The organism is Amycolatopsis sp. cmx-4-83 (genome assembly GCF_046548815.1).
In the GTDB taxonomy this organism is placed as follows: domain Bacteria; phylum Actinomycetota; class Actinomycetes; order Mycobacteriales; family Pseudonocardiaceae; genus Amycolatopsis; species Amycolatopsis pretoriensis_A.
In genome coordinates, this window is the sequence record NZ_JAEBEF010000011.1 from 378,269 (window position 1) to 394,568 (window position 16,300).

The window sequence follows — 16,300 nt, forward strand, 5'->3', positions numbered from 1 at the left end:
GAGTTCGGGGCGATGAACGGGCACGAGGACACGGCCGAGGGGGCGCTCCTGGCCTACCTCGCCGACGCCGATCGCGAGTACCTGCTCTCCCGCGGCACCCGCCGCCGGTTCCGGGCGAACGACGTCGTGCTCATGGAGGGCGACCCCTCCGACCACGTCCACGTGCTGGTCGCCGGCTGGGTGCGGGTGTCCGCGATCGTCGAGGACGGCCGCGAGGTCCTCTTCGGCCTGCGCGGCCCCGGCGAGGTGCTCGGCGACCTCGCCGCCGTGACCGGGCGCCCGCGGACGGCGTCGGTCCGCGCGATCGAGCCCTGCACCGTCTTCCAGCTGACCGGGGCGCAGTTCATCGACGTGCTGCACGCCCGGCCCGAGATCGCCATCGCGACGATCAAGACCGTCGCCGCCCGGCTCCGCAACGCCGAGTCCGCCCGGGTCGACTCGGCGGCCCTCGACGTCACCCGGCGGGTCGCGGTGCACCTGCTCCGGCTCGCCGAGGAGCACGGGCGGTCGGTCCCGGAGGGCGTGGTCATCGAGGCCGCGCTCTCGCAGACCGACATCGCCGCGCAGGTCGGCGCCGCCCGGCGGACCGTCGCCCGGGCGCTGCGCGTGCTGCGCGAGCGCGAGATCGTCGAGACCGGCCGCCGCCGGATCCTCATCCGGAAGCTGCGCGTGCTCCAGGCCTTCGCCCGTTCTGAGCCAAACGGCACACAAGGGCCGTGACAGCGGGCATCTGAGGACCGCTCCGACCCGGCGATGCTGGAACCCGGCCGGTAAAGAAATGCGATGCCACCGGCTGAATTTCATTTCGAGCGAGGTCGGGGAGTGCTCGTCGTGAACGTCCACTGCAAGATTTCGACCCTGGTGAAATCGGTCTTCGCCGCGTTCGTGGCCGGTGCCGTCGCGGGTTTCCTCGCGGCGGCCGGAAACGCGGTGGAACCCGCCAGTCCGGCGTTCCACGACTCCGCGCGGCTTCCCGCCTCGGCCTGGGTGCAGCGATGAGGAGGTGTGTGTGATGGAGAGCCACTCGATCTGGGCCCTGATCTTCGGGGCCAACTGACCCGCGGAGGGAACCCGGCCGGCCGGCACGCGGGGGGCCGGCCGGCCGGGCATTCCGCGAATGCGCGTGTCCGTGATTTGTCACGTCACCGCCGCCGACGGCCGCTGGTAATGTCAACAGCTCTTTCCACCGGCGGCGCGGAAGGAGGTGGGATGACCGGGACGACATCGGAGAACTCGTTCCCGTTCGTGCGCGAACTGAACGAACTGCGCCGCGGCCGCGGCCTGGACGCGGCCGACCTGCACCAGCGGATCGGCCCCTGCCTGCGGGCCGCCTGCGAGGTCGCCGACGACGACCCGCCCGCCGCCGCGCGGCACAAGGTCGTGCTGCGGCTGACGGAACTGTGCGGGCGGCTGCCCGCGGACCTGCGGCTGGCCGCGCTGGCGGCACTGGGCCTGCACGAGGAGGCGGCGGGGGAGTTCCTCGACCGGCGCATCTCGTGGCTGGCCAGCGTCCTGGACCGCGACCCGCGCACCGCGCGCCGCCGCATAGACCTCGCGTTCCGCCGGCTCGACGAGCTGCTCGGCGCGCCGCCGCGCGAGCGTGACCTGCACCCGCTGGCGGGCTGGTACGTCGAGTCGATGAAGGCGATGCTCCGGCTCGACCGTGACCCGCCGGACCTGCAGGAGGAACGCCGGATCGTCGCGGAGGTCGACGAGCTCGACGAGCTGGTGCTCTCGTTCAGCGCACCCGCCGACCCGGGCCTCGACCCGGTGCCGGCCATCACCGCGGACGTGCTGTTCGGCGGCGAAATCGTCGAGGCGCGCCAGGTTTCGGCGAGCCACGCCCAGTTCGTCATGCGGCTGCCGAGCCCGCTGCGGCTCGGGCAGCGGCACGAATACGGCATCCGCTTCGCGCCGCAGCGCACGTCGCTGCGGCCGTACTACGTCATGACCCCGTTGCGGCGCTGCGAGAAGTTCTCGGTGCGGGTGCGGTTCGACCGCGACGGCCCGCCGTCGAAGGTGTGGCGGCTCAACGGCGTGCCCGGCCGCGTGATCGACGACGGCACCGACTCGGGCGACGCGCTGACGGTCAACAGCCTCGGCGAGGTCGGGCTCGAGTTCCACGACCTGCACCAGGGGCTGAGCTACGGCCTGCAGTGGTCGGCCGATCCCGGGGCGGGTTGAGCGGGCCGTGCGCACCGATCCGGTGACCGCGACCGTCGTCCGGCTCGGGATCGTCGCACCGAGCCGGGGGCGGACGGCGCGCGCGGTGCACCTCGGCGCCACCCTCGACGGGGTGCTGGACGAGGTGTTCGAGGGCGTCCCGGTGCCCCACCGCACGCCGACGTGGTTCCGGCGGGCCGAGGGCGACGCCACGACGGTGATCATCCCGCCGACGGTGCCGCACAGCTGGGTCGCGACGGAGCTCGTCGCGCTGCTGGCCGGGGCGCTGGGCCGCCGCAACCGCCACCTCAACGAGTTCGGCAGGCTCCGGCTGCGGGTGGCGGCCGACCACGGCGACGTCGTGCTGCGCCCGCCCCACTTCGGCGGCGCGGCGGTGGCGCTGGCGACGTGGCTGTGCGCGGCCGAGGAGCTGAAGGCGGCGATCGCGGCGGCGCCGGAGCTGGATCTGCTGCTGGTCGTCTCGGACCGGTTCCACACCGCCCTCGCCGGCGACGAGGGCTACCGGCGGATCGTCGTCCCGGCGGGCGGCGAGCGCGAAATCGCGTGGCTGCGGACGGGTCCGGATACTGGGACGCGGAATACCGGCGAGGGCGGCGGGTTGGCACCGTCGTAGCCGATGGGAAGGGGCTCGCGATGAGCACGTTCACGCAGGAGTGGCAGGACTGGAAGACGCAGCGCGAGGAGGATCTCGCCGCTCCGCACGGCTGGCTGGCGCTGGTGTCGCTGGACTGGCTGACCGAGTCCCCGCGCGAGTACCCCGGCATCCCGGGCCGCTGGTGGCAGGACGCCGACGCGGCCTACGTCGACCCGGCCGGCGCTTCGCTGACGTACGAGGGCGCGCCGATCACGGACGTACAGCGTTTCGAGCTGGTCAACAGCGGCGCGGGCACGCGGGTGCTGGCGGGCGACGTCGAGATCGAGGTGGCCCGCCGCTCCGGTTACCTGATCCGCGTGCACGACCCGAAGGCCGAGGTGCTGCGCGGGTTCCACGGCATCCCGGCGTACGAACCTTCGCCGTCCTGGGTGCTTCCGGGGCGGTTCGAGGCCTTCGACGAGCCGCGGCCGACGACCGTGGGCGCGGTCGTGGAGGGCCTCAGCCACGTGTACACGGCGCCGGGCGTGGTCCGCTTTTCCCGCGACGGGCAGTCGCACACGCTGACGGCGTTCAACGGCAAGGACGGCGGCTTCAGCATCCTGTTCACCGACGGGACGAGCGGGGTGACGACGTACGCGGCGAACCGCTCGCTGCCGGTCGGCGCGCCGGCAGCGGACGGTTCGGTGACGCTGGACTTCAACCGCGCGGTGAACCTCCCGTGCGCGTTCACGGACTTCGCGACGTGCCCCCTCCCGCCGGCGGGCAACAACCTGCCGTTCGCGGTCGAGGCGGGGGAGAAGATCCCGTACGAGCGCGGTTGACGCGCTCAGTGCGCGACGTCGATGACGACGCGGTTGGGCGCGGTGAGCGTGAAGACGTTCACCGCGCTCCGCGCCCGCACCCCGACCCCGACGGTGAGGTGCGCCTCGAAGTCCCCGGTGACGGCGACGGCCATGACGTTGGCGAGGTTCCGTGTCCGGAACTTCTGCGGCCCGGCGTAGGTGGGCTGCCCAGCGGCGTTGTGCGCGGCGGCGGGCGTGGCGGAGACGTTGATGAAGTATTCGCCGGTGAGCCAGACGATTTCCCCGCTCGGATCGGCGGTGAGCTCGTCGACGAGCTGGTAGCTGACGGTCGGGGCGGGTCCGGAGCTGAGGTCGAGCACGATCCGGTCGAAGCCGGGGTTGAGCCCGGTCCGGATGTTCGTCATGGCGGGAACGACGGGATCGGCGGCTCGAGCGGGCGCGGCGGCGGCGATGGTGCCGGCGATCAGGACGACGACACCGGCGAACGCGCGGCGGGTGGTGGTGGACATGGTGGGCCTCCTGGCGGAGCGAACCGGTGGAAGCCCCAGCGCTGGGGTCTTGGGGGGACGTCCGATGCGTCCGGGAAGTTGCCCGGCTGTCCGCGATCGTTACCCGGCTGCTCCGAACGTGTCAGCCGCGGACCAGGGAAAAGATCGTCCCGTCGGCCGTCGTGGAGAGCACCTCGGGTGATTCGGGTGCCCGGCGCTCGCTGCCCGCCTCGAGCCGGTCGGCGAACGCTCGTTGCGCTTCCATCACCTCGCCGGCGTCCCCGTCGGTGAGCTGGTCGTCGACCGACTCGTCGATGCCGTACCGGACGGTGAGCCGTTCGCTGCCGAAGCCGAACTCGAGGCTGGTGCCGCGCGCGGTTCCGACCGGGGTCTCGAACGTCACCCGGTCTCGTGGCTGTCGTTCGATCCGGCTCCGCATCACCTGGGGTGCCCACCGCTCGATCGCGCCGAGGTTGCCGCCGAAGTCGGCGAGCACGGCCCAGGAGGCTCGGACGGCGGCATTGGCGATCTCGGCCGCCGAGACGTCCACGCGGTCGGACTCGAGGCGAAAGCTCCGGCCGCGATCGATCGATTCCCCGTCCACGCGGTAAGAAGGTTCGTCGTCGTCCCCCGGATCCACCGCCAGGTACGACGTGCGGCTTTCTCCGGTGACCACGGCGGTGGCCAGCCCCTGCGGCACCCGGCCGCCGACGGTGACCCCGTCGAGCTGGCCGACGGCGCGAGCGAGCTGGGACACCGCGTTGCCGGCGTTCTTCGTCCCCTTGCATTCGAGCACGCGCAGGACGTAACGACCGCTGTCGCGCCGGTCAGCACCGATGAGGAGGTAGTCGGCGCGCCGGGTGCCGATGTGCTGGACCGCCGAGCTCGGCCCGAAGACGAAGCGGGCGTCGAGGGCCACATCGATGTCGACCACGCTGCGCAGGGTCGCGTAGCCGGTGCTGTCGAACCAGCGCGCGGCCAGCGCGGCACCGAAGCCGATCCCCATCTCTTCGGAGGTGACGCGCCGCTGGTTGCCGGAAATGCGGCGCCCCGCCGCGCTCAGCGCGAGGTTCGGCAAGTGCGAGTGCGAGTAGTCGTGGGCGAAGAAGCCCAGGTAGCGCAGCAGGCCCCACCACAGGTACCGGTCGAGCACGTCGTCGTGGTACCGCGGCCGCGTCACGTAGGACAGCCAGTGCAGGGCTTCGATCGGACGGAGGGTTATGCCGCTCTCCAGGCCGGCCGCGGGGGAAAGAGCCTTCCGGGGCGGGCTGAACTCTTTGCGCTTCCGCAGCTGCCGGATCAGGGCGTCGTCGCTTTGCCCCGGCAGGTGCACCGCCGTATCGACGACGCTGAACGCGTCTTCGAGGTTCATTCCCGTCCTCCCCCTTCGCCGGGCGCTATCCGGCTGCGCCCACCGGCTCCCGCGTCAGGTGCTCCAGCCGCAGCGGCCAGTCCGGTCCGAGGTGCTCGTCCAGCGTTCGCACGAGCCTCGACCCGTCGACGAGCTCCACCCGCCCGCTCTTCGCCGCCAGCTCCTCGGCCGCCCGCGTGAAGGTGCTCGCCGTGACGACGACGCACCCGCCCGAAGTCGTCCCGAGCACCGACCGCACGACGTCGACGCCGACCCGCTGGTGGTGGCACTCGACCGCCTCGCCGGAACACACCGACCCGGCCAGCCGCTCGAACCCCACCGGACCCAGCGTGAAAAGCAGCTCCCGCCGCGCCTCCGCCGAAGCCGGCAAACCGAGGTACCGAGCCCGGATCAACGCTTCGGCGTCGTCAGTCGCGTGCGCCACCGCGGCCGGCATCGAGCGGGCGTGGGCCACGAAGTACGCCTCCGTCGCCTGCAACGCCGAGTGCGGGTGGTCCGGCAGGAGATCCAGCACCCACCGGATCCCGGCCCACGGCGGCTGGTCCGTGCGGTTCGCGTAGAAAGCCTCGATCCGCCTGAAGTGGGGATCGCCGTTCGTGGCGCCCGTAGCCCGTGCCACTGCCAGCCGCGAGTGGTCGTCCGGGGTCGCGCACGCAGGCATCAGCAGGTGCCTGAGCACCAGGTCGAACTCGGCGTCCGGACGCTCCTCGGCCGTCGCGACGAACTCGTCCCTCGTCGCGACGTCCGGGAAGCTCCAGGTCCGCTTCAGCACCGCGCCGGCCGGGCTGTCCGCGTACGCCGACAACTCGGCCAGCCAGCCCGCCAGCCTCGGTGAGTCACCTCTCATGGGTCACCAGCCGCGCTCGCGCCATTCCGCCAGCTTGGCCCGCTCCGCGCCCAGCGTCGAGTCGTCGCCGTGGCCCGGGTAGAACCACGTCTCGTCCGGGAGCTCGTCGAAGATCCGGGACGAGACGTCTCCGAGCAGCGACTCGAAGTCCTCCGGGGACGTCGTCCGCCCGATGCCGCCCGGGAAGAGCGAGTCTCCCGTGAACAGGTGCGGGTGGCCGGACGGGTCGCGGTACAGCAGGGCGATCGAACCCGGTGTGTGCCCCCGGAGGTGGATCACCGAAAGGGTGACCTGGCCCACCGAGAGGGTGTCGCCGTGCTCGACCAGGAAGTCCGGTGGCACCGGCAACGGCGGGGCGTCCAGCGGGTGGGCCGCCGTGTTGGCGCCGTTCGCGCCGGCCACCGCGCCCAGTGCCTGCCAGTGGTCCTGGTGCTGGTGGGTCGTCACGACCGTCTTCAGCGCCGGCCGGTCGGGGCCGTGACCGATCAGGTCGGAGATGCGCTCCGGGTCGCTCGCCGCGTCGATGAGCAGGGCTTCGTTGTCCGCCCGGCACACCAGCAGGTACGTGTTGTTGTCCATCGGGCCGACGGACAGCTTGGTGATGGTCAGCTCGTCCAGCGTGCGCCGGGTGGCGTCGCCGCCCGGCTCGACGTGCCCGGTGTAGGTGTCCACGATGTTCACCGTGCACACGGTAGTCGTTTCACTCCAACCGGTTCCACCCGCACAAGCGCGCGGCCGCCCCGCCACGTAGGCTCACGGCGACCCCCAGCCAGCCCGACCTCAGGACGACCGTGCCCACCTCCCCGACGCCGCGCCGGATCAGCTGGGACCTCCTCCGCGTCGTCGCCGTTCTCGCGGTCATCCTCGGGCACGTCACCCACCAGGGCGCCCTGCTGCACCCCGAACTCACGGGGTACCCCTTCCGGGTGACAGCGCAGTTCGGCGCCGCGATCCTCCTGGTGATCTCCGCCTTCTTCGTTTGCGCCAGCCTCCGCAAGGGCAATCCGCGCCGGTGGCTGTGGAACCGCGTCGCGCGCCTCGTACCCGCGTACCTGGTCGCCGTCCTCGTGACCTACGTCGTGACGCGGTGGGCGGCCATCTCCTTCAGCGGCCTGCCCTACCCGCCCGGCGTGACCGGCTTCCTGTTCGGCGTGCCGCAGGGCCCGCCGTCGAACCCGTCGCCCTGGTACATCCCGACCGGGCTGGACCTGGTCACCAACCTCGGCATGGTGCAGGAGTGGGGCATCCGCTCGGGCGCGTTCTACTACCTCGACGGCTCCTACTGGACGCTGCCGGTCCAGCTCATGGCCTTCACCGGCGCGGCCCTGCTTTGGCCGCGGTCGTGGCGCACGCACCGGGTGACCGTCGCCCTGCTCTGGGCGCTGATCCTGGTGCCGCTCGCGCTGCGCTTCGCGGTCTTCCCGCCGGGGACGGCGAGCCCGGTCGTCGAGACCTTCTTCTACGGCCTCGGCCTGCACCGGCTGCACGTCTTCGCCATCGGCGTCGCGATCTGGCTGTGGTCGCGGCGGCGGCTGAAGAACTGGCACGCCGCGCTCTTCGTCTTCGCCGCCGTCGCCGCGCAGGACCTGCAGGTCTTCCCGTTCCACGTCGCGCTGCCGCAGGACGCCCTGCGCTGGCCGTCCACGATCGGGTTCGCCGTGCTCCTGCTGCTGGTCTGCGTGGCCGCCCGCGGCCCGGACTGGCGGTTCCCCGGGCTGGCCCGGATCGCCCCGGCCGTCACCTGGCTCGCGGGCATCTCGTATGGTCTTTACCTGGTGCACCAGGAACTGGGCTACATCCTGGCCCGCGCCCTGCTCGACCTCGGGCTCCCCGGCTGGCTGCGGCTCCCCGCGGTCGTCGGCGCCGCCGTGCTGGCCGGCTGGGCGGTCACCGCAGGGGTCGAACGCCCGGCCCACCGGTGGCTCACCGCCCGCCGGAAGCCCGCAAAACCGCAGGTGGAAGACGCGGAGCCAGTTTCTGTCGGTGGTGGCTCGTAGCATGGATCGCGGCCACCCGTGCAGCCTGACACCGGGTCGGCGACCGCAACTGAGAATGACTTGAGAGGACCCTGGCGTGGCTGATCGCCTCGTTGTTCGCGGTGCCCGCGAGCACAACCTCCGCGGCGTGGATCTCGACCTGCCCCGCGACAGCCTGATCGTGTTCACCGGCCTGTCCGGGTCGGGGAAGTCGAGCCTCGCCTTCGACACCATCTTCGCCGAGGGGCAGCGCCGCTACGTCGAGTCGCTCTCGGCGTACGCCCGGCAGTTCCTCGGGCAGATGGACAAGCCGGACGTCGACTTCATCGAGGGCCTCTCGCCCGCGGTGTCCATCGACCAGAAGTCCACTTCGCGCAACCCGCGTTCGACCGTCGGCACGATCACCGAGGTCTACGACTACCTGCGGCTGCTCTACGCCCGCGCCGGCAAGGCGCACTGCCCCAAGTGCGGCGAGGCGATCAGCAAGCAGACCCCGCAGCAGATCGTCGACCAGGTGCTGGAGATGGACGAAGGCGTCCGCTTCCAGGTGCTGGCGCCGGTGGTGCGCGGGCGCAAGGGCGAGTACGTCGACCTGTTCGAGAACCTGCAGCAGCAGGGCTACGCGCGCGTGGTCGTCGACGGCACGGTCCACGCCCTCACCGACCCGCCGAAGCTGAAGAAGCAGGAAAAGCACCAGATCGGCGTGGTCATCGACCGCCTGAGCGTGAAGTCGTCTTCGCGCCAGCGGCTCACCGACTCGGTCGAGACGGCGCTGCGCCTGGCCGACGGGCTGATCGAGCTCGAGTTCGTCGACCTGCCGGAGAACGACCCGCACCGCATCCGCGGCTTCTCCGAGAACCTCGCCTGCCCCAACGGCCACCCGCTGGCCATCGAAGACCTCGAGCCCCGCTCGTTCTCCTTCAACTCGCCCTACGGCGCCTGCCCCGAGTGCACCGGCATCGGCATCCGCAAGGAGGTCGACCCGGAGCTGGTGGTCCCGGACGACGAGCTGTCGCTGGCCGAGGGCGCGATCGCGCCGTGGTCGGGCGGGCAGAGCGCGGACTACTTCATCCGCCTGCTCGAGTCGCTGTCGGAGACCATCGGCTTCCGGATGGACATGCCGTGGCGCCGGCTGCCCGCGCGGGCCCAGAAGGCGGTGCTGCACGGCGTCGACGAGCAGGTCCACGTCCGCTACAAGAACCGCTACGGCCGCCAGCGCTCGTACTACGCGGCCTTCGAGGGCGTCATCCCGTTCCTCGAGCGGCGCCAGGAGCAGACCGAGTCCGAGTACATGCGCGAGCGGTACGAGGGCTACATGCGCGAGGTGCCGTGCCCCGCGTGCCAGGGCACCCGGCTCAAGCCGGAGATCCTCGCGGTGACGCTGGCGCACAAGACCCGCGGCGACATGTCGATCGCCGAGGTCTGCGCGCTGTCCATCGCGGAGGCGTCGCAGTTCCTCGACGAGCTGGAGCTCGGGCAGCGCGAGTCGATGATCGCCGGCGCGGTGCTCAAGGAGATCCAGGCGCGGCTGCGCTTCCTGCTCGACGTCGGCCTGACGTACCTCTCGCTCGACCGCGCGTCCGCCACCCTTTCGGGTGGAGAAGCGCAGCGGATCCGGCTCGCGACGCAGATCGGTTCGGGCCTCGTCGGCGTGCTCTACGTGCTCGACGAGCCGTCGATCGGCCTGCACCAGCGCGACAACCACCGCCTGATCGAGACGCTGACCCGGCTGCGGAACCTGGGCAACACGCTGATCGTCGTGGAGCACGACGAAGACACGATCCGCTCGAGCGACTGGGTGGTCGACATCGGCCCGGGCGCGGGCGAGCACGGCGGCCACATCGTCCACAGTGGACCGTACAAGAAGCTGCTGAAGAGCAAGGAATCGCTGACCGGGCAGTACCTGTCCGGCCGCCGGAAGATCGACATCCCGGCGATCCGGCGCCCGATCGACAAGAAGCGGCAGCTGACCGTCGTCGGCGCGCGCGAACACAACCTGCGCGGGCTGGACGTCTCGTTCCCGCTCGGCTGCCTGGTCTCGGTCACCGGCGTGTCCGGCTCGGGCAAGTCGACGCTGGTCAACGACATCCTCGCGACGGTGCTGGCGAACAAGCTCAACGGCGCGCGCCAGGTGCCGGGCCGGCACACCCGCGTGAACGGCCTCGGCCACGTCGACAAGCTGGTGCGCGTCGACCAGTCGCCGATCGGGCGGACCCCGCGGTCCAACCCGGCCACCTACACCGGCGTCTGGGACCACGTCCGCAAGCTCTTCGCCGCGACCACCGAGGCGAAGGTCCGCGGCTACCAGCAGGGCCGGTTCTCCTTCAACGTCAAGGGCGGGCGCTGCGAGGCGTGCGCGGGCGACGGCACGATCAAGATCGAGATGAACTTCCTCCCGGACGTCTACGTCCCCTGCGAGGTCTGCAAGGGCGCGCGGTACAACCGGGAAACCCTCGAGGTGCACTACAAGGGCAAGACCGTCTCCGACGTGCTCGACATGCCCATCGAGGAGGCCGCGGAGTTCTTCGAGCCGATCAAGGCCATCCACCGCCACCTGCAGACCCTGGTGGACGTCGGCCTCGGCTACGTCCGGCTCGGCCAGCCCGCGCCGACGCTGTCGGGCGGTGAGGCGCAGCGCGTCAAGCTGGCCAGCGAACTGCAGAAACGCTCGACCGGCAAGACGGTGTACATCCTCGACGAGCCGACCACGGGTCTGCACTTCGAGGACATCAACAAGCTGATCGGTGTGATCAACGGGCTGGTCGACAAGGGCAACTCGGTCATCGTGATCGAGCACAACCTCGACGTGATCAAGACGTCGGACTGGATCATCGACATGGGTCCCGAGGGCGGCTCGGGCGGTGGCACGGTGATCGCCGAGGGCACGCCGGAGCACGTCGCCGGGGTCGAGGTCAGCTACACGGGCGAGTTCCTGCGGACCGTCCTCACGGCGGAGTAGCGGCTCACCGCTCCTTCCCGGTGGTCCGGTGGACCACCGGGAAGAGCGGGCCGTAGTGCAGCGCCCGGAGCCGGTAGGCCGACCGCTCCTCGCCGGGCAGCAGCGAAAGCGCGCACGTCGTCTCATCCGGGCCGGTCACCTCGACCGGGTCGAAGTCCGGCGCGCCCGGCCGCCGCACCTCCAGCAGGAAGCCGGCTTCGTCCGGCGAGTGGTCGGCCCAGGTGAACGTCACCGTGTCGCCCGACGTCACCGCCTTCAGGTCCGTCGAGACCGGGCCGGTGAACGGCTGCACCCGGTAGTAGAACGGCGTCTCCGGGATCAGGTCCGGGTGGTGGTAGCTCGTCGTGTGCGCGGGGAGGAACCGCAACGTCGTCCACGGGCCCGCCGGGTCGTTCGCGTACTCGACGCGGTGCCCGGCGCCGTCGTCCGGCCAGCTGAGCACCACGTCGGTGGGTGAAGTCAGCGACGCCGTGAAAGCGGGAGCCGGCGAGCAGCCCGCCACCAGCAAGGCGACCAGCAGGAGGGGTTTCACGCGCACGGCGGCTCCCGGGACGGCGGGGGCGGCGGCGGACCCGCTCAGCTTAGGAACCGCGCCCGCACGCCGACAAGATCGTGCCGATCACCGGGACGCACCAATCCGCCCGCGCCGCGGCGCCGAAAGGGGCGAAACCCGGCTGAACCGTTCTTCGCGACCGTCCGTGTTCCCAGGTGTCGAGGTCCGCCGGACGGCGGTGCCGCCCTCACCGAGGAGAGAACGTCATGAACCGTATCCGGCCGGTCGTCGTCAGCGCGGTCGCGCTCGTCGCCGTCGCCACGTTGTCCGCCTGCGGTGAAATGGCCGACGGTGCCCAAGGGCCGCAACACGGGGAGCCGGGGCACAAGATGCTCGCGGTCGCCACGATCAACGGTGTCGGCGCGGTCGTGACCGACGCCGACGGCAAGACGCTCTACCGGTTCGACAAGGACCTCTCGCAGCCGCCGACGTCCAACTGCGACGGGGAGTGCGCGACCTCCTGGCCGCCGCTGCTCGCCGGGGTGGCCACGCCGATGCTCAAGGGCATCCAGGACACCCAGGTCGGCACGACGACCCGCAAGGACGGCAGCAAGCAGATCACGCTCAACGGCTGGCCGCTGTACGAGTTCTCCGGCGACAAGACCGCGGGCGACCTGAACGGCCAGGGTGCCAACGGCACGTGGTTCGCGGTCGCCCCGGACGGCAGCAAGATCACCGCGGGCGGCAAGGCCGGCGGGTCCGGGTACTGACCACCGACGGGTTTTCCGGGCAGAACGAGGAAGGACGGGCAGCCGATGAACACCATGGTCGCGCTGCGCTCGACGCACGCACCGCCGGTGGAGCTGAGGGTTGCACTACTGTCCTCGACGACTCAGAACACCGTCGGGAGGACGAGGGTGGCCATAGGAGGCAGGCGGCCTAAGAAGGCCAAAGGCGAAGACCTGATTCGGCAGCTGTACACCGAACACGGGCGAAGCCTGCTGGCCTACGCGACGAGGCTGACCGGGGATCGTGCGGCGGCCGAGGACGTGGTCCAGGAGACGCTGGTCCGAGCGTGGAAACACGCGGACGACTTGCAGAACGACGGGAAGGGCTCGGTGCGCGGCTGGTTGCTGACCGTCGCGCGCAACCTGGTCACCGACCGGGCACGGGCCCGGGCGGCCCGGCCCCAAGAGGTGGCCGAACCGGCCGAAGGCGTGCCGACCCCGGCTGTCGAGCGCGATCACGCCCAGGGCGTGGTCGACTCGATGACCGTGCTCGGCGCGATGGACGGGCTGTCCAACGAGCACCGAGAGGTCCTGGTGGAGATCTACTACCGGGGACGGACGGTGGCCGAAGCGGCGAGAACACTGGGCGTCGCACCGGGTACCGTGAAGTCAAGGTCCTACTACGCACTGAGAGCACTGAGAGCAGCGATGATTTCGAGCGGAACGGAGGTGGCGCGATGAACTCGGTCGACGAGAGTCACACGCAGCTCGGCGCGTACGCCCTCGGCGCGCTCGATCCCGGGGAGGCGGCCGACTTCGAGCGGCGGCACCTGCAGACCTGCGCGCAGTGCCGGTTCGACCTGAACGAGCTCGTGGCTCTGCGCGAGTCACTCGACGAGGTACCGCCCGAGGCGTTCCTCGACGGGCCGCCCGAAGGCGGGGACCTGCTGCTGCAGAAGACCCTGCGCCGGGTGCGCGACGAGGAAGAGGCGGCGCCGGCGCGCTCGGGCCGCTCGTCGTCCCGGCGGGGCCTGGCCCTGGTGGCGGCAGCGGTGCTGGTGGTGGCCGCGCTCGGCGGCGGCGTCCTGGTCGGACGGCAGACGAGTTCCACGCCCGACCTCGCGATCCCCGCGCCGCCGACGAACGTCCCGGGCACGAAGAGCGTCGAAGGCCGGGATCCGACGACCGGCGTGCAGCTGGCCGCTTCGGTGAGCCCGTTCCAGGGCTGGGTCCGGGTGAACGTCGCCGTGAAGGGCGTCCAGGCCGGGGAGAAGTGCCTGCTGCAGGTCACCACGAAGGGCGGCCAGTCGGTGACCGCCGGCAGCTGGCAGGTGTCGGAGAAGTGGGAGAGCCAGGGCTTCTCGCTCGACGGGTCCGCGCTGGTCGCGCCCGACGACGTCAAGTCGGTCGACATCGTCACGGTGGACGGCCGGAAGCTGGTCTCGGCCCAGGTGTGACGGCTTCGGCGGGCGCGAGCTACCGGTTCCGCAGCACGTGGCTGCTGCCGGGAAGCGGGCCCGAGCGGGTGTTCGGCGTGGTCACCGACCTCGCCGGCTACCCGCGGTGGTGGTCGGACGTCCGCGCGGTGCGCCGCGTGGACGACGACACCGCCGAACTGGTCTGCCGGTCCCGGCTGCCGTTCCGGCTCGTCGTCCGGATGCACCGCGACCACCAGGACGAGCGCACGGGCCTGATGCGGGTCAGGCTCAGCGGCGACCTCGACGGGGTACTGACCGGTGCGGTCCGCGCGGCGGGCGCGGGCACACTGCTGGAGATCACCCAGGACGTCCAGGCCCGCAAGGAGTTGCTGCGGCGCCTCGACGTGGTGGCCCGGCCGCTGTTCCGCGCGAACCACGCGCTGATGATGCGGCGGGGCCACCGCGGCCTTTCGTCCTACTTGGCCTGAGGCGGGTCAGGCGTGACCGGCGGTGCAGACCGCGGGCTCCGCGGCGGAAGCCGGCGGAGCGGGAACCGTGCGGCGGGCCAGCACCAGCGCTCCCAGCGCCACCGCGGCCACCAGGAAGCCCGCGCTCACCCCGTACGCCAGCCGGAACCCGGCCGCCAGGGCCTCGCGGTCGTCGGCGCCGCCGAGAGACGCCGTGCGGGACGCCGCCACCGAAGCCAGCACCGCCGTGCCGATCGCCGCGCCCACCTGCTGGGTCGTCGTGATCAGGCCGGACGCCACTCCCGCGTCCGACGCTGGGACGTCCGACATCGCCAGTCCCATCAGCGCCGGGATCGCCGCGCCCGCGCCGAGGCCCATCACCAGCAGCGGCGGCAGCACGCCGGTGAAGTAGTTGTTGCCGACCTGCGTCAGCAGCAGCAGGCCCGCGATCACCAGGCCCAGGCCGGACAGCAGCACCGTCCGCGGCCCGAACCGCGCCGACAGCTTGTCCGCGAAGCCCAGCGACGCCACCGCGATCACCAGCGGCACCGGCAGGAACGCGACGCCGGTGCGCAGCGCGTCGAGGCCCAGCACCTGCTGCAGGTACAACGCCGTCACGAACTGGAAGCCGAGCATGCCGGCGACCATCAGCACCATCACCAGGTTCGCGCCGGTCACCGCGCGGATCCGGAACAGCCGCAGCGGCAGCAGCGGCGTGCGCGCCTTCGCCTGCCGCACCACGAACGCGGCCAGCAGGCCGGCCGCCGCGGCCAGTGCGCCCCACGCCGCCGACGAAACCGCGTACACGCCGAGCATCACGGCGCCGGTGACCAGGACCGCGCCGAGCAGGTCCAAGCCCGCCCGGAGGCCGGTGCCGCGATCCGGGGCAACCACGCGGACGGCCAGCAGCAGCGCGGCGAAGCCGATCGGCAGGTTGACGTAGAACGTCCAGTGCCAGTTCAGCGCCTGCGTCAGCGCGCCGCCCGCGATCAGCCCGATCGACGCGCCCGCCGCCTGCGTGAAGCTGTAGACGCCGATCGCCTTCGCCCGGGCCCGCGGCTCCGGGTACATCGTCACGATCATCCCGAGCACCACGGCCGACGCGAGCGCCCCGCCGATGCCCTGGACGAACCGCGAGACGACGAGCACGCCCGCGTTCGCCGAGAGCCCGGCCACCAGGGACGCGGCGGTGAACAGCGCCAGCCCGCCGAGGAAGACGCGGCGGCGGCCGAGCAGGTCGCCGAGCCGCCCGGAGATCAGGAGCAGACCGCCGAAGGCGACCAGGTAGGCGGTGACCACCCAGGCCAGCCCGGCGGGCGTGAACCCCAGGTCGGCCTGGATGGCGGGCAGCGCCACCGCGACGATGCTGCTGTCGAGCACGACCATCAGCGAGGCGGCGCACAGCACCGCCAAGGCGAGGCCGCGCGAGCGGGTGGGGTGGTTCTCGGCCATGTCGGGCCCCTCCAGTTGAGCGTTCCCCCTGGTCGTCGCCAGGGCACTTCTTGTAACAGTGCCCATCATGTGTGACCATGGGTGACCGCGTAAGGAGGCACTTCCATGTCCCAGGGGAACATCGGTGTACCTGTCCAGGTCACGGAGATCGACCCGGAAAAACTCGATGTCTGCACCGTGCTGGAGGTCATCAACCGGATCAGCGGGAAGTGGGCGATCGGCATCCTGCTGGAGGCGATCCGCGGGCCGGTGCGGTTCACCGAGCTGGAACGCGCGGTCAACGGGATCAGCCGCCGGATGCTGACCCTGACGCTGCGCAACCTCGAGCGCGACGGCCTGCTGAAGCGCACGATCTACCCGACGGTCCCGCCGCGCGTGGAGTACGAAGCCACGCCGATGGCGAAGGAGCTGTACCAGTCGCTCAACGGCCTGCTCGGCTGGGCGGAGCGGCACCGCGACGACATCGCCGAAGCGCGCGTCGCCTACGACGCGGCCTGAAAACGTGGAAACGGGCCGCT

18 protein-coding genes are annotated in these 16,300 nt (G+C 71.5%); 12 read left to right on the forward strand and 6 right to left on the reverse strand.

The features are described 5' to 3' along the window. Window positions 1-12 precede the first annotated feature (12 nt). The 5 genes from ACLJQM_RS33920 to ACLJQM_RS33940 all read left to right on the forward strand — a co-directional run bounded on the left by ACLJQM_RS33920 (window position 13) and on the right by ACLJQM_RS33940 (window position 3,600). On the forward strand, window positions 13-720 hold the full coding sequence (locus ACLJQM_RS33920; protein WP_410634422.1) for a Crp/Fnr family transcriptional regulator: 708 nt from the start codon (window positions 13-15) through the stop codon (window positions 718-720). Between the two features lie 102 nt (window positions 721-822). Further along, window positions 823-999 carry a hypothetical protein gene (locus ACLJQM_RS33925; RefSeq protein ID WP_247021430.1) on the forward strand — a complete coding sequence of 59 codons (177 nt, stop codon included), beginning with the start codon at window positions 823-825 and terminating at the stop codon, window positions 997-999. A 210-nt stretch (window positions 1,000-1,209) separates the two neighbouring features. Beyond that, on the forward strand, window positions 1,210-2,184 hold the full coding sequence (locus tag ACLJQM_RS33930) for a hypothetical protein (RefSeq protein ID WP_360770246.1): 975 nt from the start codon (window positions 1,210-1,212) through the stop codon (window positions 2,182-2,184). A 7-nt stretch (window positions 2,185-2,191) separates the two neighbouring features. Continuing rightward, window positions 2,192-2,797 (forward strand): hypothetical protein, encoded by a 606-nt coding sequence (locus ACLJQM_RS33935; protein WP_410634424.1) that lies wholly within the window; start codon window positions 2,192-2,194, stop codon window positions 2,795-2,797. A 20-nt stretch (window positions 2,798-2,817) separates the two neighbouring features. Beyond that, the gene (locus ACLJQM_RS33940; protein WP_410634425.1) at window positions 2,818-3,600 is read left to right on the forward strand and encodes a DUF1684 domain-containing protein; all 783 of its coding nucleotides are present in this window, start codon (window positions 2,818-2,820) and stop codon (window positions 3,598-3,600) included. Window positions 3,601-3,605: 5 nt separating this feature from the next. On the opposite strand, the gene ACLJQM_RS33945 is transcribed toward ACLJQM_RS33940, so the two are convergent. From ACLJQM_RS33945 to ACLJQM_RS33960, 4 genes are all read right to left on the reverse strand, one after another. After that, complete coding sequence (locus ACLJQM_RS33945; protein ID WP_360770254.1) at window positions 3,606-4,091, reverse strand: hypothetical protein; 486 nt, start codon at window positions 4,089-4,091, stop codon at window positions 3,606-3,608. A 121-nt stretch (window positions 4,092-4,212) separates the two neighbouring features. After that, window positions 4,213-5,442, reverse strand: coding sequence for a hypothetical protein (locus ACLJQM_RS33950; protein WP_410634427.1), 1,230 nt, complete (start codon window positions 5,440-5,442; stop codon window positions 4,213-4,215). A 25-nt stretch (window positions 5,443-5,467) separates the two neighbouring features. After that, window positions 5,468-6,289 (reverse strand): restriction endonuclease, encoded by an 822-nt coding sequence (locus tag ACLJQM_RS33955; protein WP_360770259.1) that lies wholly within the window; start codon window positions 6,287-6,289, stop codon window positions 5,468-5,470. Between the two features lie 3 nt (window positions 6,290-6,292). Next, window positions 6,293-6,970: an MBL fold metallo-hydrolase gene (locus ACLJQM_RS33960; protein WP_410634429.1), complete on the reverse strand. Its 678-nt coding sequence runs from the start codon at window positions 6,968-6,970 to the stop codon at window positions 6,293-6,295. A gap of 110 nt (window positions 6,971-7,080) precedes the next feature. On the opposite strand from ACLJQM_RS33960, the gene ACLJQM_RS33965 reads away from it, so the two are divergent. Together ACLJQM_RS33965 and uvrA are read left to right on the forward strand one after the other, a co-directional pair. Next, window positions 7,081-8,286, forward strand: coding sequence for an acyltransferase family protein (locus ACLJQM_RS33965; RefSeq protein ID WP_410634430.1), 1,206 nt, complete (start codon window positions 7,081-7,083; stop codon window positions 8,284-8,286). A gap of 76 nt (window positions 8,287-8,362) precedes the next feature. Beyond that, window positions 8,363-11,224, forward strand: a complete 2,862-nt coding sequence (gene uvrA, locus ACLJQM_RS33970; RefSeq protein ID WP_410634431.1) for an excinuclease ABC subunit UvrA — start codon at window positions 8,363-8,365, stop codon at window positions 11,222-11,224. Between the two features lie 4 nt (window positions 11,225-11,228). Here uvrA and ACLJQM_RS33975 read toward each other — a convergent pair whose 3' ends face one another. After that, complete coding sequence (locus ACLJQM_RS33975) at window positions 11,229-11,762, reverse strand: fibronectin type III domain-containing protein (protein WP_410634432.1); 534 nt, start codon at window positions 11,760-11,762, stop codon at window positions 11,229-11,231. A gap of 221 nt (window positions 11,763-11,983) precedes the next feature. On the opposite strand from ACLJQM_RS33975, the gene ACLJQM_RS33980 reads away from it, so the two are divergent. The 4 genes from ACLJQM_RS33980 (at window position 11,984) to ACLJQM_RS33995 (ending at window position 14,351) form a co-directional block, all read left to right on the forward strand. Further along, window positions 11,984-12,487 (forward strand): hypothetical protein, encoded by a 504-nt coding sequence (locus ACLJQM_RS33980; RefSeq protein WP_247021452.1) that lies wholly within the window; start codon window positions 11,984-11,986, stop codon window positions 12,485-12,487. 147 nt (window positions 12,488-12,634) lie between these two features. Continuing rightward, the gene (locus ACLJQM_RS33985; RefSeq protein ID WP_247025062.1) at window positions 12,635-13,186 is read left to right on the forward strand and encodes a sigma-70 family RNA polymerase sigma factor; all 552 of its coding nucleotides are present in this window, start codon (window positions 12,635-12,637) and stop codon (window positions 13,184-13,186) included. Next, window positions 13,183-13,902: an anti-sigma factor family protein gene (locus tag ACLJQM_RS33990; protein WP_410634434.1), complete on the forward strand. Its 720-nt coding sequence runs from the start codon at window positions 13,183-13,185 to the stop codon at window positions 13,900-13,902. The genes ACLJQM_RS33985 and ACLJQM_RS33990 overlap by 4 nt, the downstream gene beginning before the upstream one ends. After that, window positions 13,899-14,351: an SRPBCC family protein gene (locus tag ACLJQM_RS33995; RefSeq protein ID WP_360770274.1), complete on the forward strand. Its 453-nt coding sequence runs from the start codon at window positions 13,899-13,901 to the stop codon at window positions 14,349-14,351. Before ACLJQM_RS33990 ends, ACLJQM_RS33995 begins: the two co-directional genes overlap by 4 nt. A gap of 6 nt (window positions 14,352-14,357) precedes the next feature. Here ACLJQM_RS33995 and ACLJQM_RS34000 read toward each other — a convergent pair whose 3' ends face one another. Then, window positions 14,358-15,782 carry an MFS transporter gene (locus ACLJQM_RS34000; RefSeq protein ID WP_410634436.1) on the reverse strand — a complete coding sequence of 475 codons (1,425 nt, stop codon included), beginning with the start codon at window positions 15,780-15,782 and terminating at the stop codon, window positions 14,358-14,360. A gap of 105 nt (window positions 15,783-15,887) precedes the next feature. On the opposite strand from ACLJQM_RS34000, the gene ACLJQM_RS34005 reads away from it, so the two are divergent. Further along, a complete protein-coding gene (locus ACLJQM_RS34005; RefSeq protein WP_360770279.1) occupies window positions 15,888-16,280 on the forward strand; it encodes a winged helix-turn-helix transcriptional regulator in 393 nt (130 codons plus the stop codon). The last annotated feature ends 20 nt before the right edge of the window (window positions 16,281-16,300 follow it).